The sequence below is a fragment of the Limnohabitans sp. genome (genome assembly GCF_044361645.1).
Classification (GTDB): domain Bacteria; phylum Pseudomonadota; class Gammaproteobacteria; order Burkholderiales; family Burkholderiaceae_C; genus Limnohabitans_A.
The window spans coordinates 33,206-48,577 of record NZ_JBIKIL010000002.1 but is presented as its reverse complement, the minus strand read 5'-3'; the positions used below and the strand labels follow the sequence as shown (position 1 = coordinate 48,577).

Below are 15,372 nucleotides of genomic sequence, written 5' to 3'. Positions count from 1 at the left end.
CCGCCAAAGCGCATCGCTTTTGGCGGCGGTTTTCAAAACTCACCCCGTTTGGCGGCTTCAAGCAAAACGGCAAAACGGCAAAACCGCAAAACCCTCGTCAGGCCTGGAGTCGGCTCGTCAGCAAGGCGCTTGGTTTTACGGCAACAAGCCATCGTCCCCACAGACCCCCCAATATTTTGGGGCTGTCTTTTTCATTCGGGCCAATCTTTGCCATTCTGGGCGAGGACACCCGCCCGAAACGCGACGCCAAGCGCTTGCAGAACGTGGCTTGGGCGTTTTTGATGCTGAAATCCACCCAGCTGCAAGGTGCCGCAGCTGCGCCTTCAATTGTGTGCAAGCTCAATCAGCGGGTACCAGAGGGTGTCAGGTGAGCAGTGCCAGAACGTAATAAGACTGTTGATTGGCTTGTGACAACATGGCAGAACCCGCTTGATTCAAAATCATCGATCGAGCCAACTCGGCAGTGGCCTGGGCGTAGTCGGTATCCAGTATGCGGCTGTTGGACTCTGACAGATTCATCGAGATGTTGGCGGCATTGTCCCCGGCATGAACCAATCGATTCATCGCGGCGCCCCATGTGGCTCGTGCATTGTTGATTTGCACAATCGCACCATCAATCGACGTCAGGGCTTGAGTTGCGTCTTCACGGGTGTCAATGGCTCGGGTGGTGGTCAAGGGTTGAGCTGCCAAGTCAAAATTTGCATAGATCACAGCCACCTTGTCATTGGCAGCAGCACCAACGTGGTAGCCCACGCTGCCAGAGTCGCCCACAGTGCCATCGAGCAAATTCATACCATTCCATGTGGTGTTGGCCACAGTGTTGCGGATTTGTTCTTCAAGCTCCAAAAACTCGGCATTCAAGACATTTCGGTCATCTGTGCTGTTGGTGTCGTTGGCCGCTTGCACTGCCAATTCCTTCATTCGAACCAGCATGTTTTGAATTCCGCCAGCGGCACCGTCGGCTGTTTGCATCATGGAGATGCCGTCATTGGTGTTGCGCACGGCCACATTGAGGCTGCGAACCTGGGTGGTGAGTTGGTTGCTGATGGCAAGACCTGCGGCATCGTCGGCCGCTGAATTGATGCGCGTGCCAGTGGACAGCTGAGCCATGGTCTGACTCAGATGACGGTTGTTTTGAACGAGGGCATTTTGGGCCTTGATGGCCTGGGAATTGGAGTTGACGATAGTCATGATGACATTCCTCGTATGTTAAAAACGTACAGAACTAGCATCGGTCTCAAATCGCCGAACTTGAGGGCCTTGAAGAAATTTTTTTGAATAGGTCCAACGACCGCCTTTTATGCGGTCCGAGGATGCGGTTGAGCAGTCTGCTCAACCCTCGTGGTTCTCGTTCCTTTCGCCTTTTGTCATTTCACGCGTTTTCTGCCACCCCTCGCGTTTTAAGTCATCGCCCCATCTTTTGTCATAAATGGCAAGGCCCGTGATTCACCGTGTCCCGATGCCCTTGGTTAACATCGCCCGCGTGCAGTGAAGTCGCTGATCGGGGGATGGTACAAATTGGTTAGCCTTCTGGCCGTATTAAATTTCACCGTGTATTCAGTAAAAAAATATTTTTATGCGCGACCCATCATGTCGCTCGCTAAAACAGGGGTGGCGCTTTTCACATCACGGTTCAGTGGGCGGCCAAGCATGTGTTCCATGAACTTTGGAGGCAAGCCAAAGCCGGGGCGCACGCTGCGAATGTCATGGGATTGAAGGATGGAGCCGGCGGGCAAATCGCGCGTGAAATAAAGTGATCTGCGAAATTTGGCATTGCCAAGTTCACTTGACTTGCGGCCATAGTCGACCCGCCCCAATGCCGACCAAGCGGTTTGGGCACCCTGGCACAGTGCGGCCAATTCTGCGGGCTCCAGCGAAAAGCTGTCGTCTGGCCCGCCGCCGCTGCGGTCGAGTGTGAAGTGTTTTTCAATGATGCTGGCACCCATGGCCACGCTGGTGATGGCAGTGGTGTTGTCCAGGGTGTGGTCCGACAGACCCGTGACCAAGCCAAAGCGCTGAATCATGTCGGGAATCGTACGAAGGTTGTAGTCTTCTGCTGGGGCGGGATAGCCGCTCACGCAGTGCAACACAGCAAGTTGCTTGCAGCCGCCTTCGCGAGCGGCGTCAATGGCTTCTTGGATCTCTTCGGCGTCGGCCATGCCGGTAGAGATGATCATGGGCTTGCCCGTGCTGGCGGCGTATTTGATCAGCGGCAGGTCCACTGCTTCAAACGATGCGATCTTGTAAGCCGGTGCGTTGAGGTCTTCCAGCAGGTCAATGGCGGTGTTATCGAACGGTGAGCTGAACAGGGTGATACCGACTTTGCGGGCATGCTCAAACAGTGGCTTGTGCCACTCCCAGGGCATGTGAGCTTCTTCGTACAGTTCATACAGGGTTCGACCATCCCAAAGGCCGCCGCGAATCTTGAAGTCTTCGCTGTCGCAGTTGAGGGTGATCGTGTCGGGCTTGTAAGTTTGCAGCTTGGCTGCATCGGCCCCGGCCTTTTGGGCTTCTTCGATGATGCGCATGGCGGTTGCGAGTTTGCCGTTGTGGTTGGCAGAAACCTCGGCAATGACATAGGGGGGATGGTCTGGCCCAATGGGGCGACCGGCGATTTCAATTTGGGGCATGTGATGCTTTCGATGAAGATTGGTGGTTCTGCCAGTCATGGGCCAGCAAGCCAAAGCGCATCAGCGTGTGGCAGGAGCCATCAGCGCACTGGTGCTCGCGCAAGCGCGCTTCTTGTGTGAAACCTAGGCGTTGATGAAAGGCGATGGATGCGGCGTTGTTTATCAGTGCTTGTCCGCAAACTTGGTGTAAACCCAAATTTGTAAACGCGTGATTCAAAGCCGCTTGGCCTAATTTTTTGCCACTGCCTTTGGGGGCGTCTGGCCGGGTGTAAAAGCCCCAGTCGGCAATACCGCCTGGGTTGACCGGATTGAACTGAACAAAGCCAAAGGGATCAGTGCCATTCAAGACGATGAATTGATGCCGGGTGGGGTCGTTTTGAACGCGCTCGAACCAGCTGCTGTGTTCTTGCAGACTGATCTCATGTTGAGCCAACATGCGGCTGCGCACAACAGGGTGATTGCGCCAAGCCAAGACCATTGACAGGTCTTTCAGGGTCAACGCTTTTAATGAGCAGGTGTCAGTCATGGCTTGCTAAAAGTAATTCAACAACCTGCGCTGTGCCATCGCTGGCGGTCAATATGGAGGCTTGATGGCTCATTTTCCGCAAGCTTAGGGAGGTTTGATCGTCCACCAGCAGGGTTGTCAAATGATGCGTCAATTGACTGCTGTCGGCCGCAATCACAGCTGCACCATGCGCCTGCAAGGCCAAAGCGCCTTTTTGCTGGTTGGCGGCCATGATCCAAACAACGGTCGGCAGGCCCATCGCACACCTCTCCCATGCGCTACTGCCAGCGGCCCCGATGCACAAATCGCTTTCAGCCATCAGTTGTGCCATGTTGCTCACGCCGTCCAACACCTGAGTTGACTGGGGCATGGCCGCCGCTTGGGCTTGCACCTGCGCCAGCCAAGGGGCGGTTGGTCCCATGACCACGGTGATGCGCAGGTCAGAGGGTAGATTGCTGCTCTTGATTGCGTCTAAGACCGTGCCTGTAGCGTTGTGCTGGTCTGCGCCGCCCATGCTGATGAGCAGGTTTTTGCGCTGTGGCTCGTTGCGGTTTTGCAGGCTGTGTTCGCGCCATTGGGCAAACTCAGGCCTTAGCAGTGCGTATGCCGGACCGGTTAAGGTGAGCGTCTTTCCGCTGAGCAACCCAGCATAGTCTTGGGCTTGGCGCCCTAGGTTTTGGTCCAACAAGAGGTCGCAGTCGTGCGGGCGGTCGGCCAGGTCGTCAATGGCCATGATGCGCCGGCTGTGCGGGCGCAGGGCTTGTTCCCATTGATGTGCCAGTGCGTAATGGTCTACCACCAGCCAGTCGGCCACTTGGCCGCCCAGGGCTTGTCGCGTTTGCTCTGCATCCTTGGCCCAATCTGTACCCAACCACTGGGCGTGTGCTGGGAAGCTTGGCGCTGTGAATCCATCGTCCGCAGCCGCCAGCGCTGTCGCGGTGTGACCACGCTGACGGATCATGTTCAGAAGATGACCGGTGTGTGGGCGGCAAATGAAAGTGCTTTGCGCTCCGCGCGCGCGCAGGGCATCGGCCAGGGTCAGGCAGCGCATGACGTGGCCAGTGCCTATCTGCAGTGATGCGTCAGTGCGGAAGGCGATGTGGGGCTGGGCCAGGGCGTTCATGGCTGTTCTTGCAGGGCTTTGAACATCCATTCAGCGCGGGTCCAGTCTTCGGGCGTGTCGATGTCTTGCACGCGATGGCGCGGCAGGGGCACGCCGGTAGCTTGTTGCGTAAAGATTGGTTTTTGTGCTAACCATGCTGTCGCTTGCCCCCAATAAAACTGGCCCGCGTCGTGCCAAGCCTCTTCTAGGTCTTGAGAACGTGTGCTGAATTGATCAGGCTGAAACATTTCAACCCGCTGGTCTGGTGTGATGCGGACGGCGCGCTGAATGGGGAAGGCGTAACTGGTCACGCTGAAGGCGTAGTTTGCGCCGCTGCTTTGCAGCAGCTCCAAGCCGCGCTGCAGGTCTTGTGCTTGCACAAACGGCGCGGTGGCGTAGATGCAGCAGACTTGTGTAGTCGGCGTGCCGTGATCGGCTTGCCATTGGGTGGCGTGTGCAATGACCGGGATGGTGCCGGTGTGATCATCTGACAGTTCAAGTGGGCGCACAAAGGGAACTTCTGCGCCGTGGGCTTGGGCCACTTGGGCTATTTCTGAGTCGTCCGTGCTGACGATAATACGGTCGAAACATTGGCTTTGCAGGGCGGCTCGTATGGACCACGCGATCATCGGCAGACCACCAAAGGCTTTGATGTTTTTGCGCGGTATGCGTTTGCTGCCGCCACGCGCAGGAATGACCGCCAGCCTCATAAGCCCATGGCCTCGCGCAGGCTGCTGGCTACAAATTGCAGATCTCCATCGCTCAAGTTGACGTGCATGGGGATGCTGATGGCTTCGCGGTAATACTGCTCGGCGTCCGGAAAGTCGCCCAGCTTGAAACCCATTTTTTGGTAATAGGGCTGGGTGTGCACCGGGATGTAGTGCAGGTTGACCATGATGTCTTTGGCCCGCAGGGCGTCAAACACTTGGCGGTGTGTGGTGCTTATTTTGTCCAGCTGCAGTCGTACCACGTAGAGGTGGTAAGCGCTGTGGCTGTCTGGGTGTTGCCAAGGCAGGGTCAGGGGCAGCTCGGCCAGCAATGTTTGGTAATGCTTGGCGATGTCGTGGCGACGTTTGACGTAATCGGCCAGACGCGACATCTGGCTTAAGCCTAAAGCGGCTTGCATGTCGGTCATGCGGTAGTTGTAACCCAATGCCACTTGCTGGTAGTACCACGGGCCGTGCATGGGTTCGGTCATGAGGTCCGGATCACGCGTGATGCCGTGGCTGCGCAGCAGGCCCAAGCGGGTGGCCAGCTCCTCGTCGTTGGTGATCGCCATGCCACCTTCACCCGTGGTGATGATCTTGACAGGGTGGAAGCTGAAGACGGTGATGTCGCTGTAGCGGCCGTTGCCAATGGGTTCGCCTTTGTATTGACCGCCAATGGCATGCGAGGCGTCTTCGATGATCTTGAAACCGTACTTTTGGCCCAGCGCATGAATGGCCGCCATGTCGCAAGGCTGGCCCGTCAGGTGAACGGGCACGATCACTTTGGGCAGCTTATTGGCTTGTTGGGCCTGGATAAGTTTGACCTCCAGCTTTTGGGGGCACAGGTTGTAGGTGCGCGGGTCGGTGTCGACAAAATCCACTTGGGCACCGCAATACAAGGCGCAGTTGGCTGAAGCCACAAAGGTGTTGGGCGTGGTCCAGAGCCAATCACCGGGACCAAGGTCGAGGGCCAAGCACGCTATGTGCAAAGCGGCGGTGGCGTTGCTGACAGCAACAGCGTGTTTGGCACCCGTGTGGGCAACTACGCTTTGCTCAAAACGAGTGATGGCAGGGCCTTGGGTGAGGTGGTCGGATTTCAGGACGGCAATGACGGCGTCAATATCCGCTTGGGTGATGTCCTGACGGCCATAAGAAATCATGGCTCAAATGCTCCCGATTTTGTCTTTGTTGGCAGTGAGCCAGTCAGTCAGTTGGGTTTGGCTCATCCATTCGGGGTTGTTGTCGCTGGCATAGACAAAACCTTCTGCGACGCGTTTGCCTGTTTTGATGCGTTTGGCGCAAGTCGACCAATCGTGGATGGTGGGCAGTATTTTGAAGTGCTCCGGGTATTCATAGGTGTAATGAGCATCCTCTGCACTGATCATTTGTTCGTGCAGTTTTTCTCCGGGCCGGATACCCACTACTTTTTGCGTTGCAAGCGGTGCAACCGCCCTGGCCAAGTCAGTGACTTTCATGGAAGGTATTTTCTTGACATAAATTTCTCCGCCCACCATGTCTTCAAAAGCATGCCAAACCAACTCCACACCTTCTTCGAGTGAAATCATGAAACGGGTCATGCGTTCGTCGGTGATGGGCATGACGCCGCTTTCTTTGATGGACATGAAAAATGGAATAACCGAACCTCTTGAGCCCATCACATTGCCATATCTCACCACGGAGAAGCGTGTCGATTTTCCGCCAGAGTAAGAGTTTCCGGCGACGAACAGCTTGTCAGAGGCTAGTTTGGTCGCGCCATACAAATTAATGGGGCTGCTGGCCTTGTCTGTGGACAAGGCCACAACACGTTTGACGCCTTTGTCTATGCACGCATCGATCAAATTCATGGCACCCATCACATTGGTTTTGACGCATTCAAAAGGGTTGTATTCGGCGGTGGGGACTATTTTGGTCGCCGCAGCGTGAACGACGTAATCGACACCGTCAAGGGCTCGGTGGAGCCTGTCTTTGTCACGCACGTCGCCAATGAAAAAGCGCACACGGCTGTCGCCTTGGAATTTTTTAGCCATCTCCCATTGTTTCATTTCGTCGCGCGAAAAAATGATGATTTTTCGAGGGTTGTATTTGGCCAAGGTCATGGGTACAAACGTGTTTCCAAAGGAGCCAGTGCCACCGGTGACCAAAATCGATGAGTTGTTGAACATGAAGACACGCCTTGCTAAAAAATGGGAACAGGGTTCAAGGTGACTGAAAGTTGACACGCAGACACCTGCACCGTTTAAGCAATAGGCGTGCCACCGTCCGGCCCCTGTCAACTGCCTGCTGTGGACGATCCAGGCCCTGTCAATTTTCAAGTTGGGCCTAGTTCTTGCTTCATGCCATGAGGGTCAAGGTCAGGGTTTTAATAAGCCGGACTTTCATCGATTTTTTACAATCCAATCGTGGAGAAAATGTGATCATGGCAGATGATTTATTTACTGTTAATAAAAATAATTTTAAAACTCTGTTGAAAATGAAACGGGCAACCCGAAATGGTTCCGATCACGCCACGCCAATCACATACAAAAACCATGATTTTACGGCGACCCATAAAATATGGGTGGCGCATGACTTAGATTTATTTAAAAAAGTGAGCGATCTTCCACTCAGCTCAATTTTGATCGTGGTCCTCAGGAATGCAATTGACAAAGTGACTGATTCCATGGATCTTCAAAATTACACCCGGTATTTTGAGGATGGTCGGCTTGTATTGATTGCAGGTGGCGAGGCCACCGAGCAATCGAAATGCCTTTCAGAAATCATTGACATCGACAGTTTCTCTGGATGGCAACCATTGGTTGAGTCCTGCAAAATAGAGGATGACATTGATTATTATCGAATTTTCTATAGAGATCTTGCCGCCAAAATAAATATCAAAAGCTTGTATCGGGCAACTCAGATCAATACAACTTATATGTTTTTGCGCAATGCACTCATCAATGCACCGCTCGCACATCACTATGTTTCGATGAGTACGGTGAGTCAAAGTCAAAAAAATAAACCCGTCTTGGTGGTCGCTGCGGGGCCTTCACTCAACAAGCAGTTGCCAACGCTGAAAGCGTACCAACATCTATTCACCATTTTGGCAGTGGATACTGTTTGGCCTATTTTGCAAAACCACGGCATTGAACCCGACTTTTTGTTTGCGCTGGATTCACGCTCGAAACCTTCGTGGAAAACCAATGAACTATCTCACCAATGCGTTTTTGCCGTCGACATCGGTTGCGCCCCGCGTTTGGTGTGGTCACATGATAAAAATTATTTTTTTACCAGCACCAACGCATCTGTCAAAAAGCTCTTGGCCAGTCTCGGTGTTCGTTTGGACATTTTGACGACTGGCGGATCAGTGGCCACCTCAGCTTTTGGTTTTGCCAAGATCTTGGGTGCCAACCCCATCATTTTGATCGGACAAGATCTGGCTTTGACGGGTGGAAAAGACCACGCAGATGGCTACCTGCAAACCTACACCGATTCAGTATTGAAAAACCGATCAGAAGGTGGTTTTGAGGTGGAGGGCTACTATGGGGACAAGGTCAAAACAGAAAAGCAATTGTTGTTTTACAAGACTTGGTACGAAGAAAAAATAGCGGGGGATGCGCAAACACTGGTGATCAATTCAACGGAAGGTGGGGCCCAAATAAAAGGCGCACTCCAAATTCCATTTGAGGTTGTATGTCAAGAATTGAATGCTAACAATTTTATAAAATCGAATGGATTCCAGTGGCGTGACAATGTGTTCAATGCTGAATTCGTGGAGTCTTTGAAAACTGAACTTGATCTTTTAATGGTCAAAGTCGAAAATTTTTTAGCTTTAGCCCGCAAGGGTGAGGACTTGATCAACGCCAAAAAAGTCAAGCCCAATGACAAGTTACTGAAACGAATAGATTCTGTCAACACCGAAATAATGAATTTTGATGAACATGCAAGATTCGCAGTGGATGCTTTTAGTCAAGTGAAGATGCACCAAATTAAATATGAAACAAGCACTGGCGCTGCGAAAAAGAGTTTATCGGGTGCGGTTGAAAAGTATTTGAAAATTTACCAAGGTGTGCAAGAGTCGGCTTACTTGTGCCTGGCCATGTTGGAGCAGGTGAAACTTCATTACATGCGTTTGAGCGAGCAGGGCAGCTTTGACAGCCACGTACTGCAGCATGTCCATTTTGATGCATGAAAAAAAGCCCCCGTGAGGGGGCTTTTTTGCAGCTTGAGGGCCTTGGGGTGGACCGCTTGAATCAACGCAACAATGACAGCACGGATTGCGGTGCCTGGTTGGCTTGGGCCAGCATGGCGGTGGCCGCTTGTTGGATGATTTGAGTCCGAGCCAACTCTGTCGTGGCCTGAGCGTAGTCAGTGTCCAAGATACGGCTGCGACTTTCGGCGGTGTTGATGGAGACGTTGGCCAAGTTGTCTGCAGCGTAAGTCAAGCGGTTGATCTTGCCGCCCAAAGTGGCACGGTATTCGTCAACCCCTTTGAGTGCGTTGTCGATCGCCGTGATGGCGGCATTGGCACCTGTGATGGAGCTGACGCTGGCCGTCAAAGAAGAGCCCACGCCGCTGAGATCGCCTACGGCTTTGAAGCCCACGGTGATCACCTGCTCGGCATTGGCACCTACTTGGAACGTTGCAGAAGCCAAAGCAGTTGTGCCGGAACCACCACTGATGTTCATGCCGTTCCATTGAGTGTTCGTTGCGATGCGACCAATTTCAGCCTGCAACTCAGTCACTTCCAGTTGAATGGAAGCGCGGTCGTCCTCGGTGTTGGTGGAGTTGGCGGATTGAACAGCCAATTCACGCATGCGCTGCAGCATGTTGGTCACTTCTTTGGTCGCGCCTTCTGCGGTTTGGATCATCGAAATGCCGTCGTTGGCATTGCGTACTGCCTGGTTCAGACCACGGACCTGTGCGGTCAACTTGTTGCTGATGCCCAAGCCAGCGGCATCGTCAGATGCGTTGTTGATGCGCTTGCCAGTGGACAACTGTTCCATGGTTTTGCTCATCGAGCGGTTGTTGACGGTTGCCGCATTTTGAGCAACCAGTGATTTCACGTTGGTGTTGATAACTGACATGGTCTAACTCCTTGAAGAGATTTATTTCAAAAGGTTGGCAGGAACCCGAAGGGAGTAGACCTGCCTGTTTTTCACAGAAAATCTGAATTGAATCTCTGTTACTGAGTGATTCGGAAGTTGCACAAAAAGCTTGAGGGCTGTGTGCAAAATTTCTCTGACCCTCAAGACTTTTTGTCTTGCATCAACCCCTTGACGTTGTCCAAGTTGTGGGCAACGCGCAGCGCGGTTTCGCTGGGAATTTGACGGATGACTTCGCCGCTTTCCTTGTTGGTGACCGTGAGCACCACTTTGCTCGACACATTGTCAACACTGAAACTCAGATCGCGGTTGTTGCGCGACATTTGCTTGTTCAGTTGTTCGCTGGCCTCTTCTAGGGAGCGGAGGGTTTCACGCGGGTCGACTTTGACCTCAGGGGTCGGTTCAGGTGCTTCGACGGGTGAGGGCTTAGCGGCTTCAACTGCGCGTGCTGGCTGAGCAGACGTCAAAGCGGCGGGGGCCTGAGGCAGCTTGCTGGGGGTGATGTCGTTGCTCATGGTTGGTTCCTTGGGTCAATCCACCCCCTCAGACATAACGGGCACATGACCCTGTTTGAGCGGGCCAATATGGGGGTATCGTGATTCTGATTCGGCAGTAGCGGCCAAAACTTGAGCGTATTTGTTAAAAAAGCGGCAAGTATTTGCCGGTGGGGTGAATTGCGGTTTTGAAATAACTAAAAAATGATTCACTTTGTGCCTGGCGATGACTCAGGTACGGCCTGTGATTTATTGATTCGGCCTTGTCAAGTTTGCAATGGCTAGGCCTATTTATTCAGATTACCGCCTCTGGCGCTGTTATCCCGGCCCAGCGCCAGGGCCCTGAAAGTGACGCTGCAGATGCCACGTTTCGCCCGCAATGGCGCTGGAATGGTCATCGCGTTCTTTTTTGTCATCGCCAGGAATTTTCTCGTCATCGCGAGGAACGAAGCGATCCATGGACTGCCGCGTTGCTAAGCGCCTCGCAGTGACGGTAATTTGTCTGTCATCGCGAGGAATTTTCCCGTCATCGCGAGGCACGAAGCGATCCATGGACTGCCACGTCGCTAAGCGCCTCGCCATGACGCTGCAGATTGCCACGCTTCGCTCGCAATGACGCTGGCAAGGTCACCACGCGCTTTTCCCGTCACTAAATTGGGGTCAGATCCCAATTGCCTTTTCCTGTCATCGCGAGGAACGAAGCGATCCATGGACTGCCGCGTCGCTAAGCGCCTCGCAGTGACATTGCAGATTGCCACGCTTCGCTCGCAATGACGCTGGCAAGGTCACCACGTGTAAATTGGGGTCATAAATTGGGGTCAGACCCCAATTCCCCCCCCCAATTGCCCCAATTGTTTGCCCCCAATTGTTCAAGGCTTTGGGCGTGAAGTTGGTGGCGCAGTCGGTGGCGGGGGCAATCCATCCTGTTGGCTGGCTCCACAGCCGCAGAGCCCTCTGCAGGGCCTTGCGTATCCGGCAGCGCAGGGCACAAAAAAGCCCCGAGCGGCAAAGCCCGGGGCGAAAATCAACAAAAATGTCAAGCAACTGCAGTCAGCGTGACCAAGTCAGTATACTGGCAATATAAACAGTACTTTGACGCATTCACCGACCCACCTGCAGCCACCGCTGACCTCATGCACGCCCTAGACACCCCCCGAGCCCTGCCTCCTGCCAACTGGTGGCTGCAGGCATTGCCTGCCAGCATCGCGGCGGGCTTTCCCTCGCCCGCCGAAGACCACCAGGTCGAGCGCATCGACCTGATGCAGCAGCTGGTCAAACACCCGCAGGCCACGTTTTACATCCGCGTGCGCGGTGAAAGCATGCGCGATGCGGGCATCCTCGATGGCTCGGTCGTGCTGGTGGACCGCGCCATCACCCCGGCTGACGGGCAAATCGTGTTGGCCGTGATCGATGGCGATTTCACCTGCAAAACCCTGCGCCTGCAAGGTGGGGGCATCCGCCTGCAGGCGGCCCACCCAGATTACCCCGACATCGTGCCCAAAGACGGGCAAAGCGTACAAGTGTGGGGCGTGGTGGTCGCGACCATTCACCAGCACCAAACCTGATCTGCCCTCCCACGTTTGACATGGCCAGCATTTCCCCACGCCGCCGCCGCGACGACTTCGAGGCCGAGCGCGTTTACGAATACCCGCAGCACCTGCGGGGCGCCATCGAAGATGCGCCTACCGGGGCAGGCGTGTACATTTTTCATGGCCAAGAGGGCGACCTGCCGCTGTACATCGGCAAAAGCATCAACATCCGCGCCCGTCTGCTCTCGCACCTGCGCACGCCGAACGAGGCCCGCATGCTGCGCCAAACCCAGCGCATCAGCCACATCCGCACGGCGGGTGAGCTTGGGGCGCTGCTGCTAGAGGCGCAAATGATCAAGGCCCAGCACCCGCTGTTCAACCAAAAACTGCGCCGCAACAAACAACTGTGCAGCTTGCAAATGGCGGGTGATGTGCCTCAAGTGGTTTATGCCAAAGACATAGCCTTCGCCACCCAGCCCGACCTGTATGGCCTGTACGCCAGCCGCCATGCGGCCCTGAACGCGCTGCGGGCCGTGGCCGACCAGCACAAACTTTGCTATGGCGCGCTGGGCCTGGAAAAGCTGCCTCTTGGCAAAGCCTGCTTTCGATCCGCCATTGGCCAATGCGCGGGCGTGTGCCGGGGCGACGAAAGCCCAGACGCCCACCGCGAACGCCTGTTCACCAGCCTGTTGGCGCTGCGTGTTGAATGTTGGCCCTACCCGGGCGCGGTGGGTTTGGTCGAGCGCGATGCTGAACTCACCCAAATCCACGTGGTTCAGCACTGGTGTTATTTGGGCAGCACCCCCACACCCGAGGCGGCCCGCCAACTGAGCCGAACCCCGAAGCCAGGAGCCAGCCAAGTGGTCGATGGTTTCGACGCCGACAGCTACAAAATTTTATGCCGTCCGCTGCTCACAGGCAGCTTAGAAATTTTGATTTTGTAAAAACAGGGCGATGTGGTCAGGTCGCCCTGTTGTGCGCTTATTTGATTTCCCAAACCGCCATGGAGCCGCTGACCTCGTGACCAGCCAGCAGCAAGGGATGGCCTGTAGGGCTTTGCGCCGCGGGTACAAAGGCCAGGCCTTCAGGCGAAATGTCGCCATCGGCCATGTCGCTGGTGTTTTGCAGCCATTGCACAAACACCGGAGCTGCTGGGTTGCTCACGTCGTATACCAAGATGGCGCTGGTGCGCTCCAGTGCCACGAAGGCATAAGTCTTGCTGCCAATCTGGCCGACCACCACGCTCTCGGGCTCTGGGCCTTTGTTGTCCAAGCGACCTTTGACGGAATCCTTGTCCAGCAAGCTGGTTGGCAAGGTAGCGTAAGCACGCTCTTCCAGGTCAGAACCCGAGTCGTAGACCTGCGCACCGGTGCTGGCGTTGTGGATCGAGAACGAGCGACCACCCAGCGCGTAAAGTTTTTCGTATTGGTTGTTGCTGTTCAAGCCCATGGTGCGGATCACCGTCAGGCGGCCCAGCTCCAGATTTTCCTTCAGCGCCGCTGCATTGGGGAATGCGGTGGCATCCAAGGTCAGGCCAGATACGCGGCCAGTTTCTGAGGTGGCCAAGAAGTCGTCGCGGTCATCGCCTTCGTTGGCGGTGATGAAGTAGGGCGTATTGCCAATGCTGAAGCTGGCAATCGCGTCGGGCATGTAAATGCCGAACAAATTGGCATAAGACTTGAGTGCAAACGGCGCTGTCGCGCTGACCCGATCAGACGGTGCCAAAGCGTTGCGCGCCAAGCCGTGGTCTTTGAAGCCCAGGTCGATGAGGCGCTCGATGCGTGCGCTGGCCAGGTCCACGATGGCCACTGCATTGTTTTCTTGCAGCGTCACATAGGCTTTGCTGCCGTCGGCGGTGATGCTGACGTATTCCGGCTCGGCATCGCGCGAGAAATCGTTGCCTGCAATACCGATGCGCACATTGGCTGGACGTTCATTGGCGCGCGCACCGCCGTTGTCAAAGGCGGTGAAATCCAAGCTTTGTGCCGTGTCGGCGGGCGTGCCGTTGGCGATCGCAATGATGGAGATGGTGCCCAGAGGGTCATTGGATTTGTCACCCGCCAGCACAAAGTCTTCATCGCCATCAATCTCGCCTTCGTTGGCCACCACCAGTCGGCTGCCATCGGGGCTGAAGGCCATGCCGTCGGGCAGGCTGCCCACTGTGACCTTTTTCAAGAATTTGGCGTTGCCTTGGCTGTCTAGCGTATAAAAAGCCACCACGCCGTTTTGGGTTTTGGGCGTGGCTTTGACAGCAATCGCCAATAAATTGCCGCTGATGGCCAATGTTTGCACGCCAGCGGCTGTGAAATTGGCGTCATTGACATGGGCGGCCACCGAGGTGGTGGCACCGCTTTCCAGGTTGCTGGCGGTGGTCGGGTTGGCCAGTGCGGTGCTGCTCAAATTGCGCAAGCTGATGCGCTGAAACGACGAAGGCACATTGGCGGTATCGACCGTGATGAAAGCCGACTTGCTGGCAGCATGCAGGGCCACGATTTCAGACATGCCCGCCGACACGTTGTAAGCGTAGCGGCCAATCAAAGTGGCTTGGGCAGTGGTTTCAGCAACGGAATCGTTGTTGCTGCTGCCGCCACAAGCGGCTAAGGTGGCCAGCACGGCAGTGGCGATCAGACTTTGGCAAAGGCGCAAGGATTTCATGGGGAGTCTCTGGTGGGTTAAAAACCTCTCGAGCTTAAAAATGCCTTGTGACACATTGATGAAATTCCTGCGACCCCCGCAAGTCAACTTGGCGGCTTTGACGTCCCGAGTTTGACTTGGCGGGTTTTGTGCGCGCAGCGCCTGCTTGGGTGGATGGCTGCCACTTTGGCCCGGCCCACAGCGCGAGTGGCGATTGTGCTAAAAAACGGCTCCTGTTCTGTTTCTTGACCATCGATGAGGGCCACCACCATGCTGCTTTGCCGCTTGCTTGTATCTGCCGGGGTTTTGTTGCCCATTGGGGGCATGGCGCAAATGCCCGACAACTGCGAGCCTGTGCGCGCACAAATTGAGCAAAAAATCGCCTCCAACGGGGTGCTTCATTTCGCCCTCACCGTGGTGGATGCCGAGGTCTCTGCCTTGGGCCAAGTGGTGGGGCGTTGCGCGCAAGGGCGCAAAAAAATCATCTACACCCAAGGCTTGCGCCCGCTAGGGCCTTCCGCGCAGCCTGCTGGCCCATCGTCCGGCAGTGGCAGCGACATCGTGACCGAGTGCAGAGACGGCACCGTGTCCTTGAGCGGACGCTGCAAGCCCTGAGCGACGCGGGGTAGAGCGGCCGTGTGCGACGCTGCCCTTGGTCAATGCGGGGAAAAAAACTGGATCCCTGATCGA

Annotated in this window: 14 protein-coding genes; 4 read left to right on the top strand and 10 right to left on the bottom strand. The window is 55.1% G+C overall.

Annotation, left to right across the window (positions count from 1 at the left end; genetic code table 11):
• Positions 1-363 precede the first annotated feature (363 nt).
• From ACIQ39_RS00620 to pseB, 7 genes are all read right to left on the bottom strand, one after another.
• On the bottom strand, positions 364-1,191 hold the full coding sequence (locus tag ACIQ39_RS00620) for a flagellin (protein WP_396432669.1): 828 nt from the start codon (positions 1,189-1,191) through the stop codon (positions 364-366).
• A gap of 383 nt (positions 1,192-1,574) precedes the next feature.
• Positions 1,575-2,630: a pseudaminic acid synthase gene (pseI, locus tag ACIQ39_RS00615; protein WP_396432668.1), complete on the bottom strand. Its 1,056-nt coding sequence runs from the start codon at positions 2,628-2,630 to the stop codon at positions 1,575-1,577.
• Positions 2,617-3,156 carry a UDP-4-amino-4,6-dideoxy-N-acetyl-beta-L-altrosamine N-acetyltransferase gene (gene pseH, locus ACIQ39_RS00610; protein ID WP_396432667.1) on the bottom strand — a complete coding sequence of 180 codons (540 nt, stop codon included), beginning with the start codon at positions 3,154-3,156 and terminating at the stop codon, positions 2,617-2,619. Before pseH ends, pseI begins: the two co-directional genes overlap by 14 nt.
• A complete protein-coding gene (pseG, locus tag ACIQ39_RS00605; protein WP_396432666.1) occupies positions 3,149-4,258 on the bottom strand; it encodes a UDP-2,4-diacetamido-2,4,6-trideoxy-beta-L-altropyranose hydrolase in 1,110 nt (369 codons plus the stop codon). Before pseG ends, pseH begins: the two co-directional genes overlap by 8 nt.
• The gene (gene pseF / locus ACIQ39_RS00600; RefSeq protein ID WP_396432665.1) at positions 4,255-4,947 is read right to left on the bottom strand and encodes a pseudaminic acid cytidylyltransferase; all 693 of its coding nucleotides are present in this window, start codon (positions 4,945-4,947) and stop codon (positions 4,255-4,257) included. The genes pseG and pseF overlap by 4 nt, the downstream gene beginning before the upstream one ends.
• Positions 4,944-6,104: a UDP-4-amino-4,6-dideoxy-N-acetyl-beta-L-altrosamine transaminase gene (gene pseC / locus ACIQ39_RS00595; protein ID WP_396432664.1), complete on the bottom strand. Its 1,161-nt coding sequence runs from the start codon at positions 6,102-6,104 to the stop codon at positions 4,944-4,946. The genes pseF and pseC overlap by 4 nt, the downstream gene beginning before the upstream one ends.
• 3 nt (positions 6,105-6,107) lie before the next feature.
• The gene (gene pseB / locus ACIQ39_RS00590) at positions 6,108-7,106 is read right to left on the bottom strand and encodes a UDP-N-acetylglucosamine 4,6-dehydratase (inverting) (RefSeq protein ID WP_396432663.1); all 999 of its coding nucleotides are present in this window, start codon (positions 7,104-7,106) and stop codon (positions 6,108-6,110) included.
• Positions 7,107-7,360: 254 nt separating this feature from the next.
• Here pseB and ACIQ39_RS00585 point away from each other — a divergent pair, with 254 nt between their 5' ends.
• On the top strand, positions 7,361-9,112 hold the full coding sequence (locus ACIQ39_RS00585; RefSeq protein WP_396432662.1) for a motility associated factor glycosyltransferase family protein: 1,752 nt from the start codon (positions 7,361-7,363) through the stop codon (positions 9,110-9,112).
• Positions 9,113-9,173: 61 nt separating this feature from the next.
• On the opposite strand, the gene ACIQ39_RS00580 is transcribed toward ACIQ39_RS00585, so the two are convergent.
• Complete coding sequence (locus tag ACIQ39_RS00580) at positions 9,174-10,007, bottom strand: flagellin (RefSeq protein WP_396432661.1); 834 nt, start codon at positions 10,005-10,007, stop codon at positions 9,174-9,176.
• 161 nt (positions 10,008-10,168) lie between these two features.
• Positions 10,169-10,540, bottom strand: coding sequence for a flagellar protein FlaG (locus ACIQ39_RS00575; RefSeq protein WP_396432660.1), 372 nt, complete (start codon positions 10,538-10,540; stop codon positions 10,169-10,171).
• A 1,112-nt stretch (positions 10,541-11,652) separates the two neighbouring features.
• On the opposite strand from ACIQ39_RS00575, the gene ACIQ39_RS00570 reads away from it, so the two are divergent.
• Positions 11,653-12,084 (top strand): LexA family protein, encoded by a 432-nt coding sequence (locus ACIQ39_RS00570; RefSeq protein WP_396432693.1) that lies wholly within the window; start codon positions 11,653-11,655, stop codon positions 12,082-12,084.
• A 20-nt stretch (positions 12,085-12,104) separates the two neighbouring features.
• Complete coding sequence (gene cho / locus ACIQ39_RS00565) at positions 12,105-12,992, top strand: excinuclease Cho (protein WP_396432659.1); 888 nt, start codon at positions 12,105-12,107, stop codon at positions 12,990-12,992.
• 37 nt (positions 12,993-13,029) lie between these two features.
• Here cho and ACIQ39_RS00560 read toward each other — a convergent pair whose 3' ends face one another.
• Positions 13,030-14,703, bottom strand: a complete 1,674-nt coding sequence (locus ACIQ39_RS00560; RefSeq protein WP_396432658.1) for a choice-of-anchor I family protein — start codon at positions 14,701-14,703, stop codon at positions 13,030-13,032.
• Between the two features lie 234 nt (positions 14,704-14,937).
• On the opposite strand from ACIQ39_RS00560, the gene ACIQ39_RS00555 reads away from it, so the two are divergent.
• A complete protein-coding gene (locus ACIQ39_RS00555) occupies positions 14,938-15,297 on the top strand; it encodes a DUF1161 domain-containing protein (protein ID WP_396432657.1) in 360 nt (119 codons plus the stop codon).
• The last annotated feature ends 75 nt before the right edge of the window (positions 15,298-15,372 follow it).

Coding starts and splice junctions, on each gene's coding strand:
- ACIQ39_RS00575 (WP_396432660.1), bottom strand. CDS start 10,540: ATGAGCAACGACATCACCCCCAGCAAGCTGCCTCAGGCCCCCGCCGCT.
- pseF (WP_396432665.1), bottom strand. CDS start 4,947: ATGAGGCTGGCGGTCATTCCTGCGCGTGGCGGCAGCAAACGCATACCG.
- ACIQ39_RS00555 (WP_396432657.1), top strand. CDS start 14,938: ATGAGGGCCACCACCATGCTGCTTTGCCGCTTGCTTGTATCTGCCGGG.
- pseG (WP_396432666.1), bottom strand. CDS start 4,258: ATGAACGCCCTGGCCCAGCCCCACATCGCCTTCCGCACTGACGCATCA.
- ACIQ39_RS00570 (WP_396432693.1), top strand. CDS start 11,653: ATGCACGCCCTAGACACCCCCCGAGCCCTGCCTCCTGCCAACTGGTGG.
- pseC (WP_396432664.1), bottom strand. CDS start 6,104: ATGATTTCTTATGGCCGTCAGGACATCACCCAAGCGGATATTGACGCC.
- ACIQ39_RS00560 (WP_396432658.1), bottom strand. CDS start 14,703: ATGAAATCCTTGCGCCTTTGCCAAAGTCTGATCGCCACTGCCGTGCTG.
- pseH (WP_396432667.1), bottom strand. CDS start 3,156: ATGACTGACACCTGCTCATTAAAAGCGTTGACCCTGAAAGACCTGTCA.
- ACIQ39_RS00585 (WP_396432662.1), top strand. CDS start 7,361: ATGGCAGATGATTTATTTACTGTTAATAAAAATAATTTTAAAACTCTG.
- pseB (WP_396432663.1), bottom strand. CDS start 7,106: ATGTTCAACAACTCATCGATTTTGGTCACCGGTGGCACTGGCTCCTTT.
- pseI (WP_396432668.1), bottom strand. CDS start 2,630: ATGCCCCAAATTGAAATCGCCGGTCGCCCCATTGGGCCAGACCATCCC.
- ACIQ39_RS00620 (WP_396432669.1), bottom strand. CDS start 1,191: ATGACTATCGTCAACTCCAATTCCCAGGCCATCAAGGCCCAAAATGCC.
- ACIQ39_RS00580 (WP_396432661.1), bottom strand. CDS start 10,007: ATGTCAGTTATCAACACCAACGTGAAATCACTGGTTGCTCAAAATGCG.
- cho (WP_396432659.1), top strand. CDS start 12,105: ATGGCCAGCATTTCCCCACGCCGCCGCCGCGACGACTTCGAGGCCGAG.